This is a genomic window from Aquabacterium fontiphilum, from assembly GCF_009909205.1.
In the GTDB taxonomy this organism is placed as follows: domain Bacteria; phylum Pseudomonadota; class Gammaproteobacteria; order Burkholderiales; family Burkholderiaceae_C; genus Aquabacterium; species Aquabacterium fontiphilum.
The window spans coordinates 1-20,417 of the sequence record NZ_JAAAPN010000008.1; the positions used below are offsets into that span (position 1 = coordinate 1).

19 protein-coding genes and 1 rRNA gene are annotated in these 20,417 nt (G+C 66.3%); 14 read left to right on the plus strand and 6 right to left on the minus strand.

The window, feature by feature from the left end; translation table 11 throughout:
* The first annotated feature begins 10 nt into the window (after positions 1 to 10).
* From rrf to GTZ97_RS10470, 4 genes are all read left to right on the plus strand, one after another.
* Positions 11 to 123, plus strand: a 5S ribosomal RNA gene (gene rrf / locus GTZ97_RS10455).
* A 106-nt stretch (positions 124 to 229) separates the two neighbouring features.
* The gene (locus GTZ97_RS10460) at positions 230 to 682 is read left to right on the plus strand and encodes a Smg family protein (protein WP_161650581.1); all 453 of its coding nucleotides are present in this window, start codon (positions 230 to 232) and stop codon (positions 680 to 682) included.
* Positions 683 to 770: 88 nt separating this feature from the next.
* Positions 771 to 1,208 (plus strand): hypothetical protein, encoded by a 438-nt coding sequence (locus GTZ97_RS10465; RefSeq protein ID WP_236651142.1) that lies wholly within the window; start codon positions 771 to 773, stop codon positions 1,206 to 1,208.
* Positions 1,209 to 1,324: 116 nt separating this feature from the next.
* Complete coding sequence (locus tag GTZ97_RS10470) at positions 1,325 to 2,518, plus strand: phosphoglycerate kinase (RefSeq protein ID WP_161650582.1); 1,194 nt, start codon at positions 1,325 to 1,327, stop codon at positions 2,516 to 2,518.
* Between the two features lie 6 nt (positions 2,519 to 2,524).
* Here the strand turns inward: GTZ97_RS10470 and GTZ97_RS10475 are convergent, their stop codons facing one another.
* The 5 genes from GTZ97_RS10475 to GTZ97_RS10495 form a co-directional block, all read right to left on the minus strand.
* Complete coding sequence (locus tag GTZ97_RS10475; RefSeq protein ID WP_161650583.1) at positions 2,525 to 3,436, minus strand: metal-dependent hydrolase; 912 nt, start codon at positions 3,434 to 3,436, stop codon at positions 2,525 to 2,527.
* A gap of 126 nt (positions 3,437 to 3,562) precedes the next feature.
* Positions 3,563 to 4,432, minus strand: a complete 870-nt coding sequence (locus GTZ97_RS10480) for a metal-dependent hydrolase (protein WP_161650584.1) — start codon at positions 4,430 to 4,432, stop codon at positions 3,563 to 3,565.
* 34 nt (positions 4,433 to 4,466) lie between these two features.
* Positions 4,467 to 5,366 carry a metal-dependent hydrolase gene (locus tag GTZ97_RS10485; RefSeq protein ID WP_161650585.1) on the minus strand — a complete coding sequence of 300 codons (900 nt, stop codon included), beginning with the start codon at positions 5,364 to 5,366 and terminating at the stop codon, positions 4,467 to 4,469.
* Between the two features lie 156 nt (positions 5,367 to 5,522).
* Complete coding sequence (locus GTZ97_RS10490) at positions 5,523 to 6,581, minus strand: AraC family transcriptional regulator (RefSeq protein ID WP_161650586.1); 1,059 nt, start codon at positions 6,579 to 6,581, stop codon at positions 5,523 to 5,525.
* 40 nt (positions 6,582 to 6,621) lie between these two features.
* A complete protein-coding gene (locus tag GTZ97_RS10495) occupies positions 6,622 to 7,446 on the minus strand; it encodes an alpha/beta fold hydrolase (RefSeq protein ID WP_161650587.1) in 825 nt (274 codons plus the stop codon).
* Positions 7,447 to 7,594: 148 nt separating this feature from the next.
* Between GTZ97_RS10495 and pyk the strand changes: the two genes are divergently transcribed.
* The 6 genes from pyk (at position 7,595) to GTZ97_RS10525 (ending at position 14,198) form a co-directional block, all read left to right on the plus strand.
* Positions 7,595 to 9,025 (plus strand): pyruvate kinase, encoded by a 1,431-nt coding sequence (gene pyk, locus GTZ97_RS10500; RefSeq protein WP_161650588.1) that lies wholly within the window; start codon positions 7,595 to 7,597, stop codon positions 9,023 to 9,025.
* 178 nt (positions 9,026 to 9,203) lie between these two features.
* Positions 9,204 to 10,268, plus strand: a complete 1,065-nt coding sequence (fba, locus tag GTZ97_RS10505; RefSeq protein ID WP_161650589.1) for a class II fructose-bisphosphate aldolase — start codon at positions 9,204 to 9,206, stop codon at positions 10,266 to 10,268.
* A 194-nt stretch (positions 10,269 to 10,462) separates the two neighbouring features.
* Entirely contained in the window at positions 10,463 to 11,392 is a 930-nt protein-coding gene (locus tag GTZ97_RS10510) for a lipase family alpha/beta hydrolase (RefSeq protein WP_161650590.1), read from the plus strand.
* Positions 11,389 to 12,456 carry a lipase secretion chaperone gene (locus tag GTZ97_RS16990; protein WP_161650591.1) on the plus strand — a complete coding sequence of 356 codons (1,068 nt, stop codon included), beginning with the start codon at positions 11,389 to 11,391 and terminating at the stop codon, positions 12,454 to 12,456. Before GTZ97_RS10510 ends, GTZ97_RS16990 begins: the two co-directional genes overlap by 4 nt.
* 84 nt (positions 12,457 to 12,540) lie before the next feature.
* Positions 12,541 to 13,206, plus strand: coding sequence for a glutathione S-transferase family protein (locus GTZ97_RS10520; RefSeq protein ID WP_161650592.1), 666 nt, complete (start codon positions 12,541 to 12,543; stop codon positions 13,204 to 13,206).
* A gap of 74 nt (positions 13,207 to 13,280) precedes the next feature.
* Positions 13,281 to 14,198, plus strand: a complete 918-nt coding sequence (locus GTZ97_RS10525) for a phosphoribosylaminoimidazolesuccinocarboxamide synthase (protein ID WP_161650593.1) — start codon at positions 13,281 to 13,283, stop codon at positions 14,196 to 14,198.
* A 30-nt stretch (positions 14,199 to 14,228) separates the two neighbouring features.
* Here GTZ97_RS10525 and yihA read toward each other — a convergent pair whose 3' ends face one another.
* Positions 14,229 to 15,032, minus strand: a complete 804-nt coding sequence (gene yihA, locus GTZ97_RS10530) for a ribosome biogenesis GTP-binding protein YihA/YsxC (RefSeq protein WP_161650594.1) — start codon at positions 15,030 to 15,032, stop codon at positions 14,229 to 14,231.
* 66 nt (positions 15,033 to 15,098) lie between these two features.
* Here yihA and GTZ97_RS10535 point away from each other — a divergent pair, with 66 nt between their 5' ends.
* The 4 genes from GTZ97_RS10535 to GTZ97_RS10550 all read left to right on the plus strand — a co-directional run bounded on the left by GTZ97_RS10535 (position 15,099) and on the right by GTZ97_RS10550 (position 20,291).
* The gene (locus GTZ97_RS10535; RefSeq protein WP_161650595.1) at positions 15,099 to 15,713 is read left to right on the plus strand and encodes a c-type cytochrome; all 615 of its coding nucleotides are present in this window, start codon (positions 15,099 to 15,101) and stop codon (positions 15,711 to 15,713) included.
* Between the two features lie 174 nt (positions 15,714 to 15,887).
* Positions 15,888 to 18,083 carry a cytochrome c biogenesis protein ResB gene (locus GTZ97_RS10540; protein ID WP_161650596.1) on the plus strand — a complete coding sequence of 732 codons (2,196 nt, stop codon included), beginning with the start codon at positions 15,888 to 15,890 and terminating at the stop codon, positions 18,081 to 18,083.
* Positions 18,084 to 18,114: 31 nt separating this feature from the next.
* Entirely contained in the window at positions 18,115 to 19,476 is a 1,362-nt protein-coding gene (ccsB, locus tag GTZ97_RS10545) for a c-type cytochrome biogenesis protein CcsB (protein WP_161650597.1), read from the plus strand.
* The gene (locus GTZ97_RS10550; RefSeq protein WP_330863589.1) at positions 19,473 to 20,291 is read left to right on the plus strand and encodes a Crp/Fnr family transcriptional regulator; all 819 of its coding nucleotides are present in this window, start codon (positions 19,473 to 19,475) and stop codon (positions 20,289 to 20,291) included. Before ccsB ends, GTZ97_RS10550 begins: the two co-directional genes overlap by 4 nt.
* Positions 20,292 to 20,417: the final 126 nt, after the last annotated feature.

The following is a 20,417-nucleotide window of genomic DNA, read 5'->3' on the forward strand; positions in this document are numbered from 1 at the left end:
ACAGTTCAAGCCTGATGACCATAGCGAGTTGGTCCCACTCCTTCCCATCCCGAACAGGACAGTGAAACGACTCAGCGCCGATGATAGTGCGGATTCCCGTGTGAAAGTAGGTCATCGTCAGGCTACTTACCCCAAAAGGCCCTCGACCTCCAGGTTGGGGGCCTTTGCTTTTTGCCTGCCAAAACGTAAATGGGGGGCGGGCGGGGTGTGCTTGGAGTATAGTGACCGCATGTTTGATGTCCTCGTTTACGTCTACGAACACTACTGGCGTCCGGACGCCTGCCCGGAGGCTGGGTTGTTGGCCCGCAAGCTGTCTGCCGTAGGGTTCGAGCAGGAGGAGATCACCGAGGCGCTCGCCTGGTTGGATGGCCTGCACAGCGCCTCGCAACACGCCACCATGGGGCCTTCGGCGACCTCGTCGCGTGTCTATACCGCAGACGAACTGGAGCGGCTGGGACCGGACGCGCTGGGTTTTCTGCAGTTCCTGGAGGCGGCCCGCGTGCTGACGCCGGCGCTGCGTGAGGTGGTGCTCGATCGTGTGGCCGCTTTGCCCGCCGGGCCCGTCGCGCTGGAGGATTTCAAGATCCTGCTGCTCATGGTGTTCTGGAGCATGGGTGAGGAGCCTGACGCCTTGATTCTGGACGAACTGTTCGTCGCAGACGAAGAGCGTCTGGTTCACTGAGCGCCCGCGCCGCTCAAGTCGGATTTGCATCAGCCGAAAACCTGCTGGTGGCAGGCCTTGCCACGATGACAGGAGTCGGGTTGTGGCGATGTGTGGAGCGGATCGGTGGCAGCAGGGTACGGCGCGGCGGCGGGCAAGCGGCCTGATCCGTCTGGGTGTGCTGCTGTGTGCAGCCGTGACGCTGGCGGGCTGTGACCAGCTTGGCATTGAGACGCCTCAGAAGCAGACGGAGCGCAAGATGGCCGAGGCCAAGGCCGTGGGTGGGGCCTGTCGGCATGCGCTGCGGGCCATTGAAGACTGCTACACCTTGAACCCCAAGGCCGACAAGTCGGCGGTGTACGAGGGCTGGCGCGAGATGGACGAGTACATGCGCGAAAACAGCCTTGAAGGGATCCCTCCCGTGGTGCCGCGTCCGGACCCCAAGGTCAAGCGCAAAGCGGACGCTGACGCCGAGGCCGATGGAGAGGATGTGATCGAAGAAGGCAAGCCGGCGGCATCGAAGGCGAAGGTCGCCTCCGGCGCCTGACGCGCGATCAGGCGATCACGGGTGCAGGGCTGCTGGCCCGAAGTGAGGGGGCGCTCCAGGCGCTCAGAGCTTCTTACAATGGGCGCTTCTTTGAAAGCCGATTCATTGCGTCCATCATGAACATCCTCCGATTCGAAGACCTCGTTGCCCAGGGCAAAGTGACTGGGCAGCGCGTGTTCATCCGTGCCGACCTGAACGTTCCGCAGGATGATGCGGGCCGCATCACCGAAGACACGCGCATTCGCGCCTCCGTGCCGGCCATTGAGCTGGCGTTGAAGGCGGGTGCGGCCGTGATGGTGACCTCTCACCTCGGCCGTCCGACGGAAGGCGAATTCAAGTCTGAAGATTCGTTGGCCCCGGTGGCACAGCGTCTCGGTGAGTTGCTGGGCCGTGAGGTCAAGCTGGTGAGCAACTGGGTCGAGGGGGTGACGGTGGCGCCTGGTGAGGTGGTGCTGCTGGAGAACTGCCGCCTCAACAAGGGTGAGAAGAAGAACAACGAGGAGCTGGCCCGCAAGATGGCGGCGCTGTGCGACATTTTCGTGCACGATGCCTTCGGCACGGCCCACCGCGCAGAAGGCACAACCTATGGCATCGCGCAGTTCGCCAAGGTGGCATGCGCGGGCCCGCTGCTGGCTGCCGAGATCGACGCGATCAACAAGGCGCTGGCCAACCCCAAGCGGCCGCTGCTGGCAATCGTGGCGGGCTCAAAGGTCTCGACCAAGCTGACCATTCTGCAGTCGCTGGCCAAGAATGTGGACGGCCTGATCGTGGGTGGCGGCATCGCCAACACCTTCATGCTCGCCGCTGGCCTGAAGATCGGCAAGTCGCTGGCCGAGCCGGATCTGGTGGGTGAAGCCAAGGCGGTGATCGAGGCCATGAAGGCGCGTGGCGCCGAGGTGCCCATTCCTGAAGACGTGGTCGTGGCCAAGACGTTTGCGGCCGATGCACCGGCTACCGTCAAGGCGGCGACTGACGTGGCCGACGACGACATGATTCTGGACATCGGCCCCAAGACGGCTGCCAAGCTGGCCGCCCAGTTGAAGGCTGCCGGCACGGTGGTGTGGAACGGCCCGGTCGGCGTGTTCGAGTTCGCCGCGTTCGAGCAGGGCACCAAGGCCATCGCGCAGGCGATTGCCGAATCGGACGCCTTCAGCATCGCGGGTGGCGGCGACACGTTGGCGGCGATTGCCAAGTACGGTATCGAGAAGGACGTGGGCTACATTTCCACTGGCGGCGGTGCTTTCCTTGAGGTGCTGGAAGGCAAGACCCTGCCGGCCTTCGAGATCCTCAGCAAGCGCGCCGCGGGCTGAATGTGATCAGCGTGCCTCGACCGGGGCGCGCTGCAGGGCATTGGCGGCCCGCACGGCGTCGTGCGTGCGCGCCAACGTCTCGGCCCAGGTGTCGTAGCCGGCAATCATGCCGTGCTGCCATGGGTGAAAGCCAGGCTTGAACCACGCCAGGTAGGGACGCAGGAGCGGCGGCATCATGCCGCCCGGGCCGTACAGCCACCACAGGCCTTTGGCCCAGAGGGCCCAGCGCTGTCGGCGGTTGTAGCCGTCGACCTTGAGCATGTGGTTGAGGATCTGGAAGACGAACCAGGGAAACTGCAGGCTGACCACGAGCAGGGCCCACGCGCGGCCCCAGTAGCCCACCCTGGCCACATCGACCATGACGTCATAGGCCACGCCTTTGTGCTCGACCTCTTCGACCGCATGCCAGACGTACATGGCGCGGACGCGCGGGTCGGCATGGGCAAAGAGTTCAGGGCGCGCCACAAAGCTGTGTGCCATCAGCGCGGTGAGGTGTTCGGAGGCGGCCGTGAGCGCCAGGGTGCGCGCCCGGCTCATGCGACCGCGGGCCACATCGAAGAGCATGTGGCGCTGGTTGTTCTGGATGCGCTCGACCTTGACGCCCTGCCGGGCCAGCAGCGCGTTGAAGCGTTGGTGGACCTTGCTGTGCACCGCTTCCTGGCGGGCGAAGTCAAGCAGCGCCTGCTGGTGCGCAGGGTCGCTCAACCGGTCCTTGTAGTCGCGAACGCATGCAATGAAAAAACGCTCCCCTTCCGGGAAAAGCGTGGACATGGCGTCGAAGAAGCGGCTGCGAAAGGCGTCGCCCCCGAACCAGTGGCGGGGAATGGTGTCGTCCAAGCCGAAGTCGAGGTCATCTCGCACCACCATCGGTGCGCTGGCGTGCAGGAAATCGGCGGGGAGGGGGGACACAGCGGCCATGGCTTGAGTGTCGGCACCCGCCGCCGGGCTGTGAAGGGGGGCGGCCCGCATGAAGCGGGTTCGACCGCGGCATCGTGCACGCGCCGCGGACCCCGGTTCACGGCCACTTAGCTTGCCATGCCCGCGTCAGGCAGCCGAGGCGTGCAGGACTTCGCCGGCGAGGATGGGGTCGCCGGTGCGGTTGAAGGTGTCCAGCCACAGGCGGTAGCTCTGCATCTGGCCTTCGTCCCAGGGATGGAAGCCGGGCTTGAAGTACTGCAGGTAATGGCGCGCCATGCTGGAGTACAGCCCGCCAGGTTTGAACAGCCACCACATGCCTTTGGCCATCAGCTTGTACCGCTGGCCGCGCGAGAAGCCGTCGACCTTGAGCATGTAGTTCGCGGTCAGCAGGCTGTGGATGTTGAAACCCAGCGTGACCAGCAGCAAGGCGGTGACCCGGCGGAAGTAACCGACCTTGGCCACTTTCTGCATGACGTCAAAGGCCACGGCCTTGTGCTCGACTTCCTCCATGGCATGCCAGGCGTACATGGCGCGCATGCGGGCGTCCGCTGAGCCAAGGACCTCTTTGCGGGCGAAGAAGCCGTGGGCCATGATGGCGGTCATGTGCTCGGCCGCGGCGGTTTCTGCCAGGGTCTGCTCGGCCGAGAAGTACTTGCGCTCCACCTTGAAGAGCATGTGTCGGGTGATGCCTTCGAGCATGTCGACATCGATGCCCTGGCGCTTCAGGCGCTCGTTGTACTGGCCGTGCACGATGCCGTGCTGGCCTTCCTGGCGCATGAAGTCCTTGATGTCCTGCTGCAGCTTCGGGTCGGTGACGCGGTCGCGAAAATCGCGCACGCAGGAGATGAAGAAGCGCTCGCCTTCAGGGAAGATGGTCGACATGGCGTCGAACAGCCGCGTCTTGAACGGGTCGCCGCCAAACCAGTACTGGGGGATGTCGCCGTCCAGACCGAAGTCGAGCTTTTCGCGGGGAACGATGGTGTGAGCGTCGTGCATGGCGGAGTCCTCGTCAGTGCGTCTCAGGTTGTCGTCAGGCGTGGGCCAGACCTTGAGCAGACTGGTTGGCCAGGCGGTTGCCCGCCTCGATGGGGTCGCCCGTCTCTTTCAAGAAGCGCAGCCACGGCTCGTAGCTGGGCACCACCGGCTCCTGCCATGGATGGAAGCTGGGTTTGAGGTAGCTGAAGTACTTGCCCATCATGGGCATGAAGATGCCACCAGGCTTGTACAGCCACCACAGGCCCTTGGCCCAGATCTTGGTGCGCTGCCAGCGCGTGAAGCCGTCGACTTCCAGCATGTGCTTCATGATGCGCAGCACATGGTAGGGGAACAGCACGGTGACCAGCAGCATGGAGCCGATGCGGGTCCAGTAGCTGGCCTTGGCATGGTCGATCAGCACGTCGTAGGCGACGCCCTTGTGCTCCATTTCCTCCATGGCGTGCCAGACGTAGAGGGCTCGGATGCGCGCATCGGCGTTGGCAAAGATGTGGGGGCGCTCGACGAAGCAGTCGGCCATGATGGCCGTGATGTGCTCGGACGCGGTGGTGATGCCCAGCGTGAACTCGCGCGAGAAGACCTTGCGGATGATCTGGAACAGGCGCTTTTCCTGGCCTTCCAGGATGGCGTCCACGTCGATGCCCTGGGCCTTGAGCCGGTTGTTGTACTGCGTGTGCAGCATGCTGTGCTGGGCTTCCTGGCGGGTGAAGTCCTTGATCTCCTGCAGCAGCGTGGGATCGGTGATGCGGTCTTTGAAGTCGCGCACACAGGTGATGAAGAACTTCTCGCCCACGGGAAAGAGTGTGGACAGCGCGTCAAAGAAGCGGGTCTTGAACGGGTCGTTGTCCAGCCAGTAGCGCGGGATGTCCTGATCCAGCCCGAAGTCGAGCTTCTCGCGGGGCACGATGGGTGGGGCGGGCATTTTCTTGTCGGTCATGGTGTCTCCTCGGCCAAGTCGCCAATGCGACGGTCGCATAAGTGGACTGTAGGGACGCAGGAAAACCCCTGCCATGCCAGGTGGCGACAGCAAAGGTAAATTGCGCGACAACGCGATCTAGGGAAAACGCGAGGGTGGCGCCCCGGAGCCGGCGTGTCAGCCCGCTGTCGAAGACGCGCGGCGGAAGGCGCTGGGCGTCATGCCTGACCAGCGTGCAAAGGCCTGGGTGAAGCTGCGTCGGTCGGTGAAGCCCAAGCGGTCGCTGATGTCCTCGATGCGCAGTTCGGGTTGGCTCAGCCAGGCCTGCGCGAGCCGGTAGCGCACACGGGCCTGAATGGCCGAATGGCTCTCACCCAGTTCCTTGAGACGGCGCTGCAGGGTGCGGGCGTGCAGGCCGAGCTCTTCGGCCAGGGCGTCGACGCCCAGGCCGAGCAGGCGCGGCTTGTCGGTGAAGGCTTGTTCGATCTGTGCGACCAGGGGCGGCACGCCTTGCGCGCTCAATGGGTCAGGGCGTTCGGCCAGTTTGCGCGCCAGGCGCTGTGCAGCCTGTTCGTGCAACACGGGGAAGGCGCCGCGCAGGGGGCGGTCCAGCAGGTTGCGGTCGAACCACAGCGCGTCCAGCGGGGCGCCCCAGGTGACGGGCACGCCGAAGTGCGCCTCGACGTCGTGCGCGTGGTCGTGCGGGGGGTGACGCAGTGTGACGCGCCCGATGGGCGTGTCGCCGGCCAGCAGGATGCGGCTGAACTTGACGATGGTGGCGAAGATGGCTTCGGCAAAGGGGGCGCCCTCCTCGGCGGGCGCGTCGTCCAGCCGGTAGCGCAGCGCGATGCGTGCCTCATGGCCGTGCTCGGCCAGGGTGAACACGATGTAGGGGTTGACCAGCGGCGGAATCCATTCGAGCGCCTGAGCGGCATCGCGCAGCGTGGCGCTGGTGGTGATGAAGGTCTCGACGTCGGACAGGTACTCGAAGGCGAAGGTTTCGCCCAGCACCAGCGGGAAGTGTTGCGGGCTGCCGGCTTCGCGCGCGGCCCGCATGCAGGCGTGCATCAGCCGCTGGATGGCGTCGCGCCGCACCATGGCGGTCTCGGGGTGGAGCTGCCGCATGTCGATGCCCTCGGCATGGAACAGCGCTTCGATGTCGATGCCGCATAGCCGCGCGGCACGCACCCAATTGGTCACCGTGACAAAGGGCACCGCGGGCGCGGTGTCGGTCACGGGGGCGGCAGGGGGGGGCGTCTTGCTCTGTGGCACGGCGTCAGCGGGCGGTCGATGCAGCAGTGTCGCCGAACTCGCGCAACCAGCGCAGCACCTCGGCGGCCGTGGTGTGGGGATGTTCCATGGGGTAGAGGTGGCTGCCTTCGATCCACGACAGACGCGGGCCCACGATCTGGCGGATGCCGCTCAGCCCGACCTGCCGGAGTTCGCGCGAACGGGTGCCGCCAATGAAGGCCACGGGGCAGCGGTGGGGGCGGCGGCGGAAGGTTTGCAGCAGCCGGTGTGGCACGGTGCGGTAGATGGCCGATTCGATGTCGCGGTCGAAACTCAGGCGCCGCGAGGCGCCGTCGGCGTGCGTCGTGGTGCCATGGGCCACGTAGTCGGCCAGCACCTCGGGATGGAATGCGGCAAACAGCGGCTTGGTGCGGAAATGGTCCTGAGCGGCCTGCAGGCTGGGCCACTCGTGGGTGCGTTGGGCCGAGACCCGGGAGGGCATGACGCGGTCCATGGCCTTGAGGCGCTTGGCTGCGCCCAGCCCGGCGGACTTCCAGCCGGTGACGATGGGTGAGTCGAGCACCACGACGCCGAGTGCCAGATGTGGGTGGCGGCTGGCCGCCATCAAGCTCAGGTAGCCGCCCAGGGAATGGCCCACGAGGTAGGCCGGCTGCTTCACATCGTGTTCGACGAAGTGACGCAGTTGCTCGACGAGATGAGGCCAGTCGGTCGTGACCGGGTAGCGCGGGTCGTGGCCGAATCGCTCAATGGCATGCACGGTGTGGCCTGCCGCACGCCAGGCGTCGAACAGCACGCGGTAGGTGCTGGCAGGGTAACTGTTGGCATGGGCAAAGACGATGGGGGGCAACATGACGGACGGCTGCGTTGCGTGTCGCGGAGTGTAAGGTGCGTTGCAATCGGGCATCAAGCGCGCGGGCTCCCCGGCTATTTCGCCGCTTGCATGCCCCGACTTTGGTGTGACACTGGTGCTTCGTCAACAGATCTGCTGAGGCCTCTTCATGCCGCGTGCCACGAAAATCGTTGCCACCCTGGGACCCGCATCGTCGTCTGCCGCGGTGCTGGAAGCCATGATGCGCGCGGGCGTGGATGTGGTGCGCCTGAACTTCTCGCACGGCACGGCACAGGACCACATCGACCGCGCCCGCCTGGTGCGCGAGGTGGCCGAGCGGGTGGGCAAGGTGGTGGCCATCATGGCCGACCTGCAGGGCCCGAAGATCCGTGTGGGCAAGTTTGCCGAGGGCAAGGTGATGCTGGAGACCGGTCAGCCCTTCGTGCTGGATGCCAGTCGCACCGAACCGGGTGACCTGCATGGCGTGGGACTGGACTACAAGGAACTGCCGCGCGACGTGAAACCCGGCGACACGCTGCTGCTCAATGACGGACTCATCGTGCTGACGGTCGAGTCTGTCAAGGGCGAGGCGGTGCACACGGTGGTGAAGATCGGTGGCGAGTTGTCCAACAACAAGGGCATCAACAAGCAGGGTGGGGGCCTGACCGCGCCGGCCCTGACCGCCAAGGACATGGAAGACATCAAGACGGCGGCGAGCTTCCAGTGCGATTACATCGCTGTGTCGTTCCCGAAGAATGCGACCGACATGGAAATGGCGCGCCAACTGGCCAATGTGGCTGGCGAGCCCTGGCGCCACCGTCCGGCCATGATCGCCAAGATCGAGCGCACCGAGGCCATCCCGAACCTGGAGGCCATCCTGCGCGCCTCGGACGGCATCATGGTGGCGCGTGGTGACCTGGCCGTCGAGGTGGGCAATGCCGCGGTGCCGGCGCTGCAAAAGCGCATGATCAAGATGGCCCGCGAGATGGACAAGGTGGTGATCACGGCCACGCAGATGATGGAGTCCATGATCGTCAACCCGGTGCCCACGCGCGCAGAGGTGTCGGACGTGGCCAACGCCGTGCTCGACGGCACGGACGCCGTGATGCTGAGCGCGGAGACGGCGGCCGGCAAGTACCCGATCGAAACCGTCGAGCACATGGCCGCCGTGGCGACCGAGGCCGAGTGGGCCGACGAGGTCACGCTGGACGGCGATTTCACCAACAAGAAGTTCGCCCGCATCGACCAGTCGATTGCGATGGGCGCGCTGTTCACGGCGTATCACCTGGGGTGCAAGGCCATCGTCGCGCTGACCGAATCCGGCTCGACCGCGCTGTGGATGAGCCGGCACAACATCCATGTGCCCATCTTTGCGCTGACGGCGCAGCCCCGGTCGCTGCGCAAGATGGCGCTGTACCGCAATGTGCGCCCGCTGCTGATTCCCAGTTTCTCGGACCGCGACGAGGCGCTGCGCCAGGCCGAGGCCGTGCTGGTGGACAAGGGCGTGCTGCGCCCGGGCGACACCTACGCCATCACCTGCGGTGAGCCCATGGGCCACCCGGGCGGCACCAACATGCTCAAGGTGTGCGAGGTGGGGTGACGCCTGACGGCGTGAGCGAAGAGCCAGGCGTCTGCACCGGCCCGAAACCGGGGGGCGCCGGGGCGATCGTCACTCGTTAGAATGGCGGCCAAGGGTTGGCACGTGCGCAAGCACGCTTTCGCACCGTGTGGCACCCACCTTTTCACTCACCTTCGGACTATCGGGAATAGGGGTCACCATGGCACTCGTCTCTATGCGCCAGCTGCTGGACCATGCCGCCGAAAACGGCTATGGCATTCCGGCGTTCAACGTCAACAACCTGGAGCAGGTTCAGGCCGTGATGGCTGCAGCCGATGAGGTCGGTGCGCCCGTCATCCTGCAGGCCTCGGCCGGTGCCCGCAAGTACGCTGGCGAGAGCTTCATCAAGCATCTGATCCAGGCGGCTGTCGAGGCTTATCCCCACATCCCCCTGGTCATGCACCAGGACCACGGCACCAGCCCCAAGGTCTGCCAGGGCGCCATCGACCTGGGCTTTGGCTCAGTGATGATGGACGGCTCGCTGATGGAAGACGGCAAGACCCCCGCCTCGTTCGACTACAACGTCGAGGTCACCCGCAAGGTGGTCGAGATGGCGCACAAGGTCGGCGTGACGGTGGAAGGCGAGCTGGGCTGCCTGGGCAACCTGGAAACCGGTGAGGCCGGCGAAGAAGACGGCATTGGCGCCGAAGGCAAGCTGGACCACAGCCAGATGCTGACCGACCCGGAAGAGGCCGCTGTGTTCGTCAAGGCCACGCAGCTCGATGCGCTGGCCATTGCCATCGGCACCAGCCACGGCGCCTACAAGTTCTCGCGCAAGCCCACGGGCGACATCCTGGCCATCAGCCGCGTCAAGGAAATCCACAAGCGCATCCCCAACACCCACCTGGTGATGCACGGCTCGTCGTCGGTGCCGCAAGACCTGCTGGCCATCATCAACCAGTACGGCGGCAAGATGAAGGAAACCTTCGGCGTGCCCGTCGAAGAAATCCAGGAAGCCATCAAGCATGGCGTGCGCAAGATCAACATCGACACCGACATCCGCCTGGCGATGACCGGCGCGGTGCGCAAGTTCCAGTTCGAGAACCCGGACAAGTTCGACATGCGCGAGTGGATGAAGCCTGCCCGCGAGGCCGCCAAGGCCATCTGCAAGCAGCGCTACATGGAGTTCGGCTGCGAAGGCCAGGCGGGCAAGATCAAGGCCATCCCGCTGAGCGAGATCGCCGCGATGTACGCCAGCGGCAAGCTGGCTCAGGTCGTGGCCTGATCCCCTGCCTTTGCCCCCTGCGACGAGCCGGCTTGCCGGCTCGTTGTCATTTCTGGCTCGTGGTGTTGTCACATCATGGCTTTCCCGAGGGCAGGGTCGACCCTGGGTTGATGCCTAACCAGAAAGTTCTACGCTCTCCTCGCACAAAACAGCGCGTCGCGGCTTGAGACCGCACCGTTTACCGAGGAGACACCATGCAACCCATTTTGCGCGCCGCCCTGGCTCTGGCCGTCGCTTCAGCCACTGTGGCCCCCGTCGCCCACGCCAGCACTTATGCCCAGACACGCTACCCGATTGTGTTAGCCCACGGCATGAGCGGCTTCGACAAGATCGGCCCGGTGGACTACTGGTACCGCATTCCCGGCAACCTGCGTCAGAACGGCGCCACGGTCTACGTGACGCAGGTGTCGTCATTCAACTCGTCCGAACTGCGCGGCGAGCAGCTGCTGGCCCAGGTCGAAGAGATCGTGGCCATCAGCGGCAAGCCCAAGGTCAACCTGATCGGGCACAGCCATGGCAACCATTCCAGCCGCTACGTGGCGGGCGTGCGGCCGGATCTGGTGGCCTCGGTGACCTCGGTGGGCGGGCCCACCTTCGGCTCACCTGTGGCCGATCTGGTCCAGGGCGTCTCGGATGTGGGCGGCCCCGTGCTGACCACGCTGCTGGCTTCAGCCGTCAATGGCCTGGGCAAGCTGATCGCACTGTTGTCGAGCAACCCGACGTTGCCGCAGGACTCGTTTGCCGGCATGAAGTCGCTGACCACCGCTGGCGCCGCCGATTTCAACCGCCGCTTCCCGGGCGGCGTGCCAACCACCCAATGTGGCCAGGGCGCCGCCGAGCACCGCGGCGTGCGCTACTACTCATGGAGCGGCGTGGGTCAGATCTACAACCCGCTCAACCCGGTCGACTACGCGCTGGCTTTGACGGGCGCCGCCTTCCGTGGCGCGCCCAACGATGGTCTGGTGGGGCAGTGTTCAAGCCACCTCGGCACGGTCATCCGCAGCGACTACCGCCTCAACCACCTGCACCAGGTCAACCAGCTGTTTGGCCTGGTCGGTCTGGGTGCGGATCCGGTCGGGTTGTTCCGTGTGCATGCCAACCGTCTGAAGCAGGCCGGTCTGTGAGCGTGGCCATCCATCGCCCGTCAGGTCGCGGCTGGCGCTGGGCGGGTGCGGCTGCGGCGCTGGTCGGCGTGTGTCTGGTCGGGTTGGTCTACCTGGGGTGGGAGCGTCCGTCGGCAGCGCCAGAGGTCTCATCGTCGACGGGTGCCGCCTGGTGGGATGGCGCGCCGACCGGTCTGACAGGGCTCGGTGCAGAGGGCGCTGGGCCGGGTCTGCGCACCGGTCTCGAGGCCTTGCCCGGGTCACTGGCGGGGACCGAGGTCGACGGTCAGGCGCGTGCCGATGCCCAGGGCCAACTCGTGCTCGACCGCCGGCTGCGTGACCTGTTCGATTACTTTCTGTCGCTGGTGGGCGAGGAGCCCCTGGCCCAGATCCAGGCGCGCGTCGCGGCCTACCTGGGGATGCACCTGCCAGCGGCCGCCCGAGACCAGGCGCTCGATCTGTTCCGGCGCTACGTGGCTTACGGTGAAGCGCGCGGGCGGCTCGGCGCCGAGGCTGGCGGCTCGTCCTCGGCCATGGAGGCCGACGCGCTGGCGGCCCGACTGGGCCAGCTGGAGGCACTTCAGCAGCAGCACTTCTCGGCTGCCGAGGGTGCGGCCTTCTTTGGCGCAGACAACGCCGAGGACCGCTACACCGTGGCGCGCTTGGCCGTCTGGCAAGACGCCCACCTGTCTGCCGCGGACAAGGCGCGGCAGCTGCAGGCACTCAAGGATGCCTTGCCCGCCGACCTGCGTGCGCGGCTGACTGCAGCCGATGCCGTGGCGGACCTGCGCGCTGTGACCGAGGCCTGGGCCCGCGATGGTGGGGCGCCCGAGGTGCTGCGTGAGGCGCGCTTGCGGCTGGTGGGTGAGTCTGCCACCACGCGCCTGGAGGCGCTCGACGCGCAACGCGCCCAGTGGCGCGAGCGGGTCACGGCTTACCTGGCGCAGCGACAGGCGGTGGAGGCGGACGCCTCGCTGAGCGCGACCCAACGCACGGCAGCGTTGACCCAGCTGCGGCAGCAGGGCTTCACGCCCCAGGAGCAGTTGCGACTGGACGCGGCCATGCAGGCCGCGTCTCCGCGCTGAACGGATGAGACGGCCGGCCTGGTCGGCGGTATGCTGCGGCGTCTGGGCGCAGTGTCCGCCCAGGCCATCAACGTGGAGACGCACATGCTCAAGCTTTACGGATTCCCGCTGTCCAACTACTACAACAAGGTGAAGTTCGCCCTGCTGGAGAAGGGCGTGCCCTTCGAAGAGGTGCTGGTGCACTGGGGGGCCGAGGGCAAGGAAGGCAAGTCGCCACTGGGCAAGGTGCCCTACATCGAAACCGAAGACGGCTTTCTGTGCGAGAGCCAGGTGATCCTGGATTACATCGAGGCGCGTTGGCCGAGCCCGCCGCTGGTGCCCGCCGATGCCTGGCAGGCCGCCAAGGTGCGCGAGATCATCACCTACTGCGATCTGCATGTGGAGTTGTGCGCCCGCCAGCTCTACTCCCAGGCCTTTTTCGGGGGCAGCCTGCCCGAGAAGTTCATCGAACGCGTCAAGGGCGACCTGGCGCGCAACCTCGCGGCGTTTGCCAAGGTGGCTCGCTTCGAGCCCTACGCAGCGGGCGACACCTTCACGATGGCCGACTGCGCTGTGTACGTCAGCCTGCCGCTGGCGGCGCTGGCCAGCAAGCTGGTGTGCGGCCAGGACCTCGTGGCTGCGGCCGGCATCGACTGGAAAGCCTATGTGGCCCTGATCGAGCAGCGGCCTGCCGCGCAAAAGGTGGCAGCCGACCGCAAGGCCGATCAGGCCCGGGCCCTGGCGGCCAACCGCGCCAAGCTGGGCGGCTGAGGGGGCATCGACCGGGCGCGAGGCACAATAGCGGTTTGCCTTGGCCTCTTTGTTTCGCCTGACGGACCCTGCCCATGATCGCCGCCCTGCACACCTCGAATCTCACCTCTCTGCCGCTGCTGGCGCGTGGCAAGGTCCGCGACAACTATGCGGTTGGCAGCGATCGCATCCTGATGGTGGCCTCCGACCGCATCAGCGCGTTTGACGTGATCATGGGCGAGCCCATTCCGGGCAAGGGCGCGCTGCTGACCAAGATGGCGCTGTTCTGGTTCGAACTGCTCAAGGACGTGGCCCCCAACCACCTCACGGGCGACGACCCTTTGAGCGTGGTCAGCGCCGACGAGCGCGCCCAGGTCGAGGGACGGGCCATGCTGGTCAAGAAGCTCAAGCCCCTGCCGGTCGAGGCCGTGGTGCGGGGCTATCTGGCCGGCAGCGGCTGGAAGGAGTACCAGGACAACGGCATGGTCTGCGGCGTCAAGCTGCCCGCCGGCCTGAAGAACGCCAGCAAGCTGCCCGAACCCATCTTCACGCCGGCAACCAAGGCCGAGGTGGGCGACCACGACGAGAACATCTCGTTCGAGAAAATGAGCGAGATCATCGGCGCCGACATGGCCGAGAAGGTGCGCACGCTCGCCATTGCGCTGTACAAGAGGGCCGCAGATTACGCCCTGACCAAGGGCATCATCATTGCCGACACCAAGTTCGAGTTTGGTCTGGACGAGCATGGCACGCTGACCGTGATGGACGAGGTGCTGACGCCTGACTCGTCGCGCTTCTGGCCCATCGAGGGCTATGAGGCCGCGTTTGCCGCCGGCCAGAACCCGCCCAGCTACGACAAGCAGTTCGTGCGCGACTGGCTGGAGCAGGCGCAGGTGGGCGGCAAGCCTTGGAACAAGACCGCGCCGTCGCCCGCATTGCCACAGGACGTGATCGAGGCCACCGCGGCCAAATACCGCGAGGCGCTGGCGCGCCTGACCGGCCAGGCGATGTGACCCCACCCGGCCCGCCGAGGCGTCGGGCGCTCAGTCCAGTGGCGGCTCGTCGTCGGTGTCGGGGCCGGGCAGCACGGCGGGTGGCAGGCCGAGCGCCACCCGCTGGGCGGCGATGCCTTGTGCCCAATCGCGCAGCACCTGGGCCACGTCGCCCACGCCGGTCTTGTTGAGTGACGAGAACAGGCAGATGCCCACATCGGCCTCGTCGGTGACCACGCTGGCCAGCACGCCTTGGGCCTTGCGCAGCGATTCGGCTTGTTCCTTGCGATTGAGCTTGTCGGCCTTGGTGAGCAGCACCAGCAGCTTGACCTCGCCGGTGCGCACCCGCGGGGCCACGAAGGACAGCAGTTGCTCGTCCAGATCGGTGAAACCGTGGCGTGAATCCACCATCTGCACCACGCCGGCCAGGTTTCGACGCACCTCCAGGTAGTGGGTCATGACCTCTTGCCAGCGGCGCTTGGCTTCGCGCTCGACTGCGGCGTAGCCGTAGCCCGGCAAGTCGGCCCACAGCAGATCGGGCAGCTCGCGCGGGCCCAGCGCAAACAGGTTGATGTGCTGGGTGCGGCCCGGCGTCTTGGATGCAAACGCCAGTTGCCGCTGCTGTGCCAGCGTGTTGATCGCGGTGGACTTGCCCGCGTTGGAACGGCCTACAAAGGCCACTTCCGGCAATTCAGTGGCGGGCAGTTGATGCAACTGCGCGGCGGTGGTCACGAACCGGGCGGTGTGCGCCCAGGCCAGGGCGTCGCGGGCCGGGTCCACGGCGGCGCCGGTCGCAGGGGCGACTTTGGGCTGTCGTGGATGACGGTTCGATGGAGGGTTTGCAGGATGAGCCATGGGGCATTGTAAAATCTCTGGGTTTGACCGTTCCGGTTAGTCCCCAACACACCCAGCCCCAACGCCATGAAGCGCTTTTCGACCCTGATTGCCCTTGCCTCGGTGGCCCTGTCTCTGTCCGGCGTGGCGCGTGCCGACGCCAAGCCTGACGTCGCCGCCGGTGCCGCCAAGGCCAACATGATGTGCGTGGCGTGTCACACCGCCGACGGCAGCCGTGGCGCCGCAGCCAACCCCATTTTGCAGGGCCAGCATCCCGAGTACATCGTCAAGCAGCTGACCGAGTTCAAGGAAGGCAAGCGCAAGAACGCCGTGATGAACGGCATTGCCGCCGGCCTCACCCCGGAAGACATGCGCAATCTCGCGGCCTTCTACGGCAGCAAGAAGCCTGTCCTGGGCCAGGCGCGCGACAGTGCTGCGGTCAAGCTGGGCGAAAGCATCTACCGTGGCGGCATTGCGCGCAAAGGCGTGCCGGCCTGCGCGGGCTGCCACAGCCCCAACGGTGCGGGCATTCCGGCGCAGTATCCGCGCCTCAACGGCCAGCATGGCGACTACACCAAGGCCCAGCTGACGGCGTTCCGTCAGGGCGAGCGCACCAACAATGCCCAGATGGTGAGCATTGCGGCCAACCTGAGCGACGTCGAAATCAACGCGCTGGCCGATTACATCGCCGGCCTGCGCTGATTGCGCCCCTGCCGGTGGAACCGGCGCACAGAAAAACCATCTCATTCAGGCGGGCCCCTCATGCAGGGTGACCCGCCTTTGTGCATGGGGAAACCCTGCATGTCACCCGTCGTCCATGCGACAGTCGCCGGACCGGGTCGTGTCCGATGATCCGATGCACTGTTTGCCAAGCCGATGACCCAAGCCGCTGTTTCCGCCGTGCCTTCTCCGCGTCGCCCCTGGCGTGATGCGCTGGAGTTGTTGGCATCGATGCGCTTTGCGATCGCCCTGCTGACGGTGATCTGCATTGCCTCTGCCATCGGGACCGTGATCCTGCAGGGCGAACCCCTCGTGAACTACGTCGAGCAGTTCGGGCCTTTCTGGGCCGAGGTGTTCGGCACGCTGGGCTTGTATCGCATCTACAGCGCGCCGTGGTTTCTCGTGATCCTGGCCTTTCTGGTGCTGTCGACCAGCTTGTGCATCGCGCGGAACACGCCCAAGATCCTGGCTGACTGGCGCACCCACAAGGAGCAGGTGCGCGAGCAGGCCCTGCTGGCTTTTCACCACCACGCCGAGGGCCGGCTGCCCGGCGACCTGAACGCCGCGCGCGACCGCGTGGCCGGCCTGCTGGCGGAGCAGGGCTGGTCGGTACGTACCGAGCAGCGCCAGGCCAGCCCGCGCGGCGGGGCGGGCATCATGTTCGGCGCCCGCCGCGGCGCGGCCAACAAGCTCGGCTACATCGCCGCGCATGGCGCCATCGTGCTGATCTGTCTGGGCGGCCTGTTCGACGGCGATTTGCTCATCAAGCTGCAGGCCTGGTCGCGCGATCTGCAGGTGTTCCAGGGGCCGGGTGACAACGTCGAGCGCAGTCGGCTGAGCGTGGACAACCCGTCATACCGCGCCAACCTGTTCGTGCCGGAAGGGCAGCGGACGAACGCGGCCGTGGTGCAGATGGCCGACGGCATGCTGTTGCAGCCGCTGCCTTTCGATGTCGAGCTCAAGAAGTTCATCGTCGAGTACTACGACACGGGCATGCCCAAACGCTTCGCCAGCGAGATCGTGATTCACGACCCGGCCGAGCCTGCGCCCACGCCGTACACGGTCGAGGTCAACCATCCGGTGATCTACAAAGGCATCACGCTGTTCCAGTCCAGCTTCGAGGACGGTGGCTCCAAGGTGCAACTCAAGCCGATCCGGCTGGACGGTCGCGCCATCGACGCCGTGCCCGTGGACACGCAGGTGGGCGCGACCGGCGTGCGCCTGCCGGCCGCCTGGTGGGGTGACGGTGATGGCATGAGCCTGGAAGTGACCGATCTGCGGTTGATCAATGTGGAAGACCTCGCCCAGGCGCAACGCGTGTTGCCCGATACCCAGGGCGCACCGGTCACCGGGGCCATGCAGGGCTTCACGCGCCACCTGGGCTCGGGCGCCAAGGCGCCGGGCGAAAAGCGCCTGGTCAACATCGGCCCGGCCGTCACGTACAAGCTGCGCGACAGCGCGGGGCAGGCGCGCGAGTTCCACAACTACATGGCGCCGGTCACGCTGGATGGCCACGCGGTGTTCCTCGTGGGCGTGCGCGACACCCCCGCCGAGTCCTTCCGTTACCTGCGCGTGCCGGCCGATGAGGACATGAGCATGGCGGGCTGGTTGCGGCTGCGTGCCGCCCTGGCAGATCCGGGGTTGCGTCAGACTGCGGCCGAGCGGCTGGCCGAGCGCACGAATCCTCAATCCAGCGAGCGGGTGCGGGCTGACCTGACGGCCTCCGCCCGGCGCACGCTGGAGTTGTTCGCGGGCACGCTGTCGCCCACGCCGCGGGATGGCGGTGCGCCCGCAGTCGATGCCGGCCAGCCGCAAGGCGGGCTGATGGCCCTGTCGTCGTTCATTGAAAACGTGGTGGCGGCCGAGCAGCGCGAGGAGATGGCCGGCTCGCTCATCCGCCTGCTCAACGGCACACTGTTCGAGTTGTACAACCTCAGCCGCGAGCGCGCCGGGCTGCCCGCGGTGGGGTTGGAGGACGAGACCACGCGCGCCTTCCTGGCCCAGGCGGTGCTGTCGCTGTCGGACGCGGTGTTCTACCCGGAGCCAGTGTTGCTGACGCTGGATGGTTTCGAACACCGTCAGGCCAGCGTCTTCCAGGTCACGCGCACCCCGGGTCGCAATGTGGTCTATCTGGGCTGCCTGCTGCTGATCATCGGCGTTTTCGCCATGCTGTACATCCGCGAGCGCCGCCTGTGGGTCTGGCTGCACGCGGATGAGCAAGGCCAGACCGCCTACCGCATGGCTTTGTCCTCAACGCGCCAGACGCTGGACACCGATCAGGAATTTGCGGCCTTGCGCGCGGCGTTGGCGCCCGACGCCGCGCCGCCCACCCCCGCGCCTGGCGCGGCCTGAGCCGCCACTCATTTATTTTCGGGATCCGATCATGTCGCTGTCCACTTCGCATCCTTCTGCTGCTCTGGCGGCCCCGGGCCGCCCCCGTGACCTGTGGGACTGGCTGTTCGCGCTCGCGCTGGTCGCGGTGGGCGGCTACACCTATGCCTTGCTGCACCCGCACATGGATGTCTACGAGAAGGCCATCCTCGCCGGCTCGGTGCCGTCGCTGATCTGGCTGGGCTGGTTCTGGCGGCCGCTGCGGTTGCTGATGGTGGGCGTGGGCGCCGCGGCAGGTCTGGCCATCGTGTTGTACCGCGGCACGATGGACGGTCACGGCGCCGACCTCGTGGCCGGCGAGCAGGTCTTTTTGCTGAAGTACCTGTTGTCGTCGCAGAGCGCGATCCTGTGGATGAGCCTGCTGCTGTTCATGAGCACGGTCTTTTACTGGATCGGGGCGGTGACCGGCGGGCGCACGGCGACCCGCCTGGGCTCACGCATGGCCTGGGCCGGTGTGTTTTTTGGGCTGGTTGGCTCGTTCGTTCGCTGGTTCGAGAGCCACCAGATCGCGCCCGACATCGGGCACATCCCGGTGAGCAACCTCTATGAGGTGTTCGTGCTGTTCGCCTGGATGACCACGGCCTACTGGCTGTACTACGAAGACCGCTTTGCGCGCATGGGCCGCGACCTGGGTTCGCTGGGCGCTTTCGTGATGTTGGTGGTCAGTGCCTCGGTGGGCTTCCTGCTGTGGTACGCGCTGGAGCGCGGCGCACACGAGATCCAGCCGCTGGTGCCGGCGCTCAAGAGCTGGTGGATGAAGCTGCATGTGCCGGCCAACTTCGTGGGCTATGGCACGTTCGCGCTGGCGGCCATGGTTGCGTTTGCCTACCTCATCAAGGTGCGTGCGCAAGAGACGTCGTGGGTCAAGCTGCTGCCGCTGTGGCTGTTGGGTGTGATCCTGTGTTTCGAGCCACTGGTGTTCAGCGCGCGGCCGGGCAGCGAGTCGCCCATCAGCAGCTACTGGGCGGTGTACTTCGGCCTGTCGGCGTTGATCGTCGCGGCCATCATCATGGCGCGCAAGCGCATCGGGCAGCGGTTGCCGGATCTCGCGGTGCTCGATGACGTGATGTACAAGGCGATTGCCGTGGGCTTTGCCTTCTTCACCATTGCCACCATCCTCGGCGCGCTGTGGGCCGCCGAGGCCTGGGGAGGCTACTGGAGCTGGGACCCGAAGGAGACCTGGGCCCTCATCGTGTGGCTGAACTATGCAGCCTGGCTGCACATGCGCCTGGTCAAGGGCCTGCGTGGTGAGTTTGCCGCGTGGTGGGCGCTGATCGGGCTGCTGGTGACCACGTTTGCCTTCCTGGGGGTGAACATGTTCCTGTCCGGCCTCCACTCCTACGGCGCGCTGTGAACCCCGCCGCACCGGCCGTGCCAGCGGGCGCACGCGAGTGGGTCACCCCAGCCATCCTGGCGCAGCTGCGTACCGACCCCTGGTTCAGCCACCTGCCTCCCGAGTTCGAGGCGGCGCTGCTGTCCATTGCGATGCAGCGCAGACTGCAGCACGGCGAGCACCTGTTCTTCCGAGGTGATCCGCCTGACGGGCTGTACGCCATCCTGGACGGCACCCTGCGGATCTCGGGGGTGACCGAGGCCGGCAAGGAGGCCATTCTGTCGCTGGTCGAGGCGCCGGCCTGGTTTGGCGAGATCTCGCTGTTCGACCGCTTGCCGCGCACGCACAACGCGGTGGCCGAGGGGGCGGTGCGCGTGTTGCATGTGCCGCAGGCCGATCTGAGCGCTTTTCTGGAGCGTGAGCCAGCCTTCTGGCGCGAACTGGGCGTGCTGATGGCGCTGCGGATCCGGCTGACCTTCATCAGCATGGAGGACATGGCGCTGCTGCCCTCGGAGACACGCTTGGCCCGCCGTCTGGTGTGGCTGGTCGAGGGCTCGACGCAGACCGCTGGCCCGGGCCCCTGGGTCGTGCCCATCAGCCAGACGCAGCTGGGCATGATGCTGTCGTTGTCGCGCCAGACGACCAACCAGGTGCTCAGCAGCCTGCAGGCGCAGGGGCTGGTGCGCATCGCCTATGGGCGCATCGAGGTGCTTGACCGGGTGCGGTTGATGGATGCCGCAGGCCTGTCGGCCACCGAGCGGCAGATTCTGGCGCAGTTGCAGGCCGCGGGCGTGCGCTCGGCGGGCTTGTCTGCCGGCGGGGGCGCGTCGGCCTGACTGGCTGTCACCGCGGCGCCTGGTCGGCCCGCGTGTCTACACGTTGTCCCGCGTTTGTCGGGAAACATCACCCGGTCATACCCGTGTTTGTCAGCTCCATGACAAGGCTGTCGGGCGCCTCTGGGA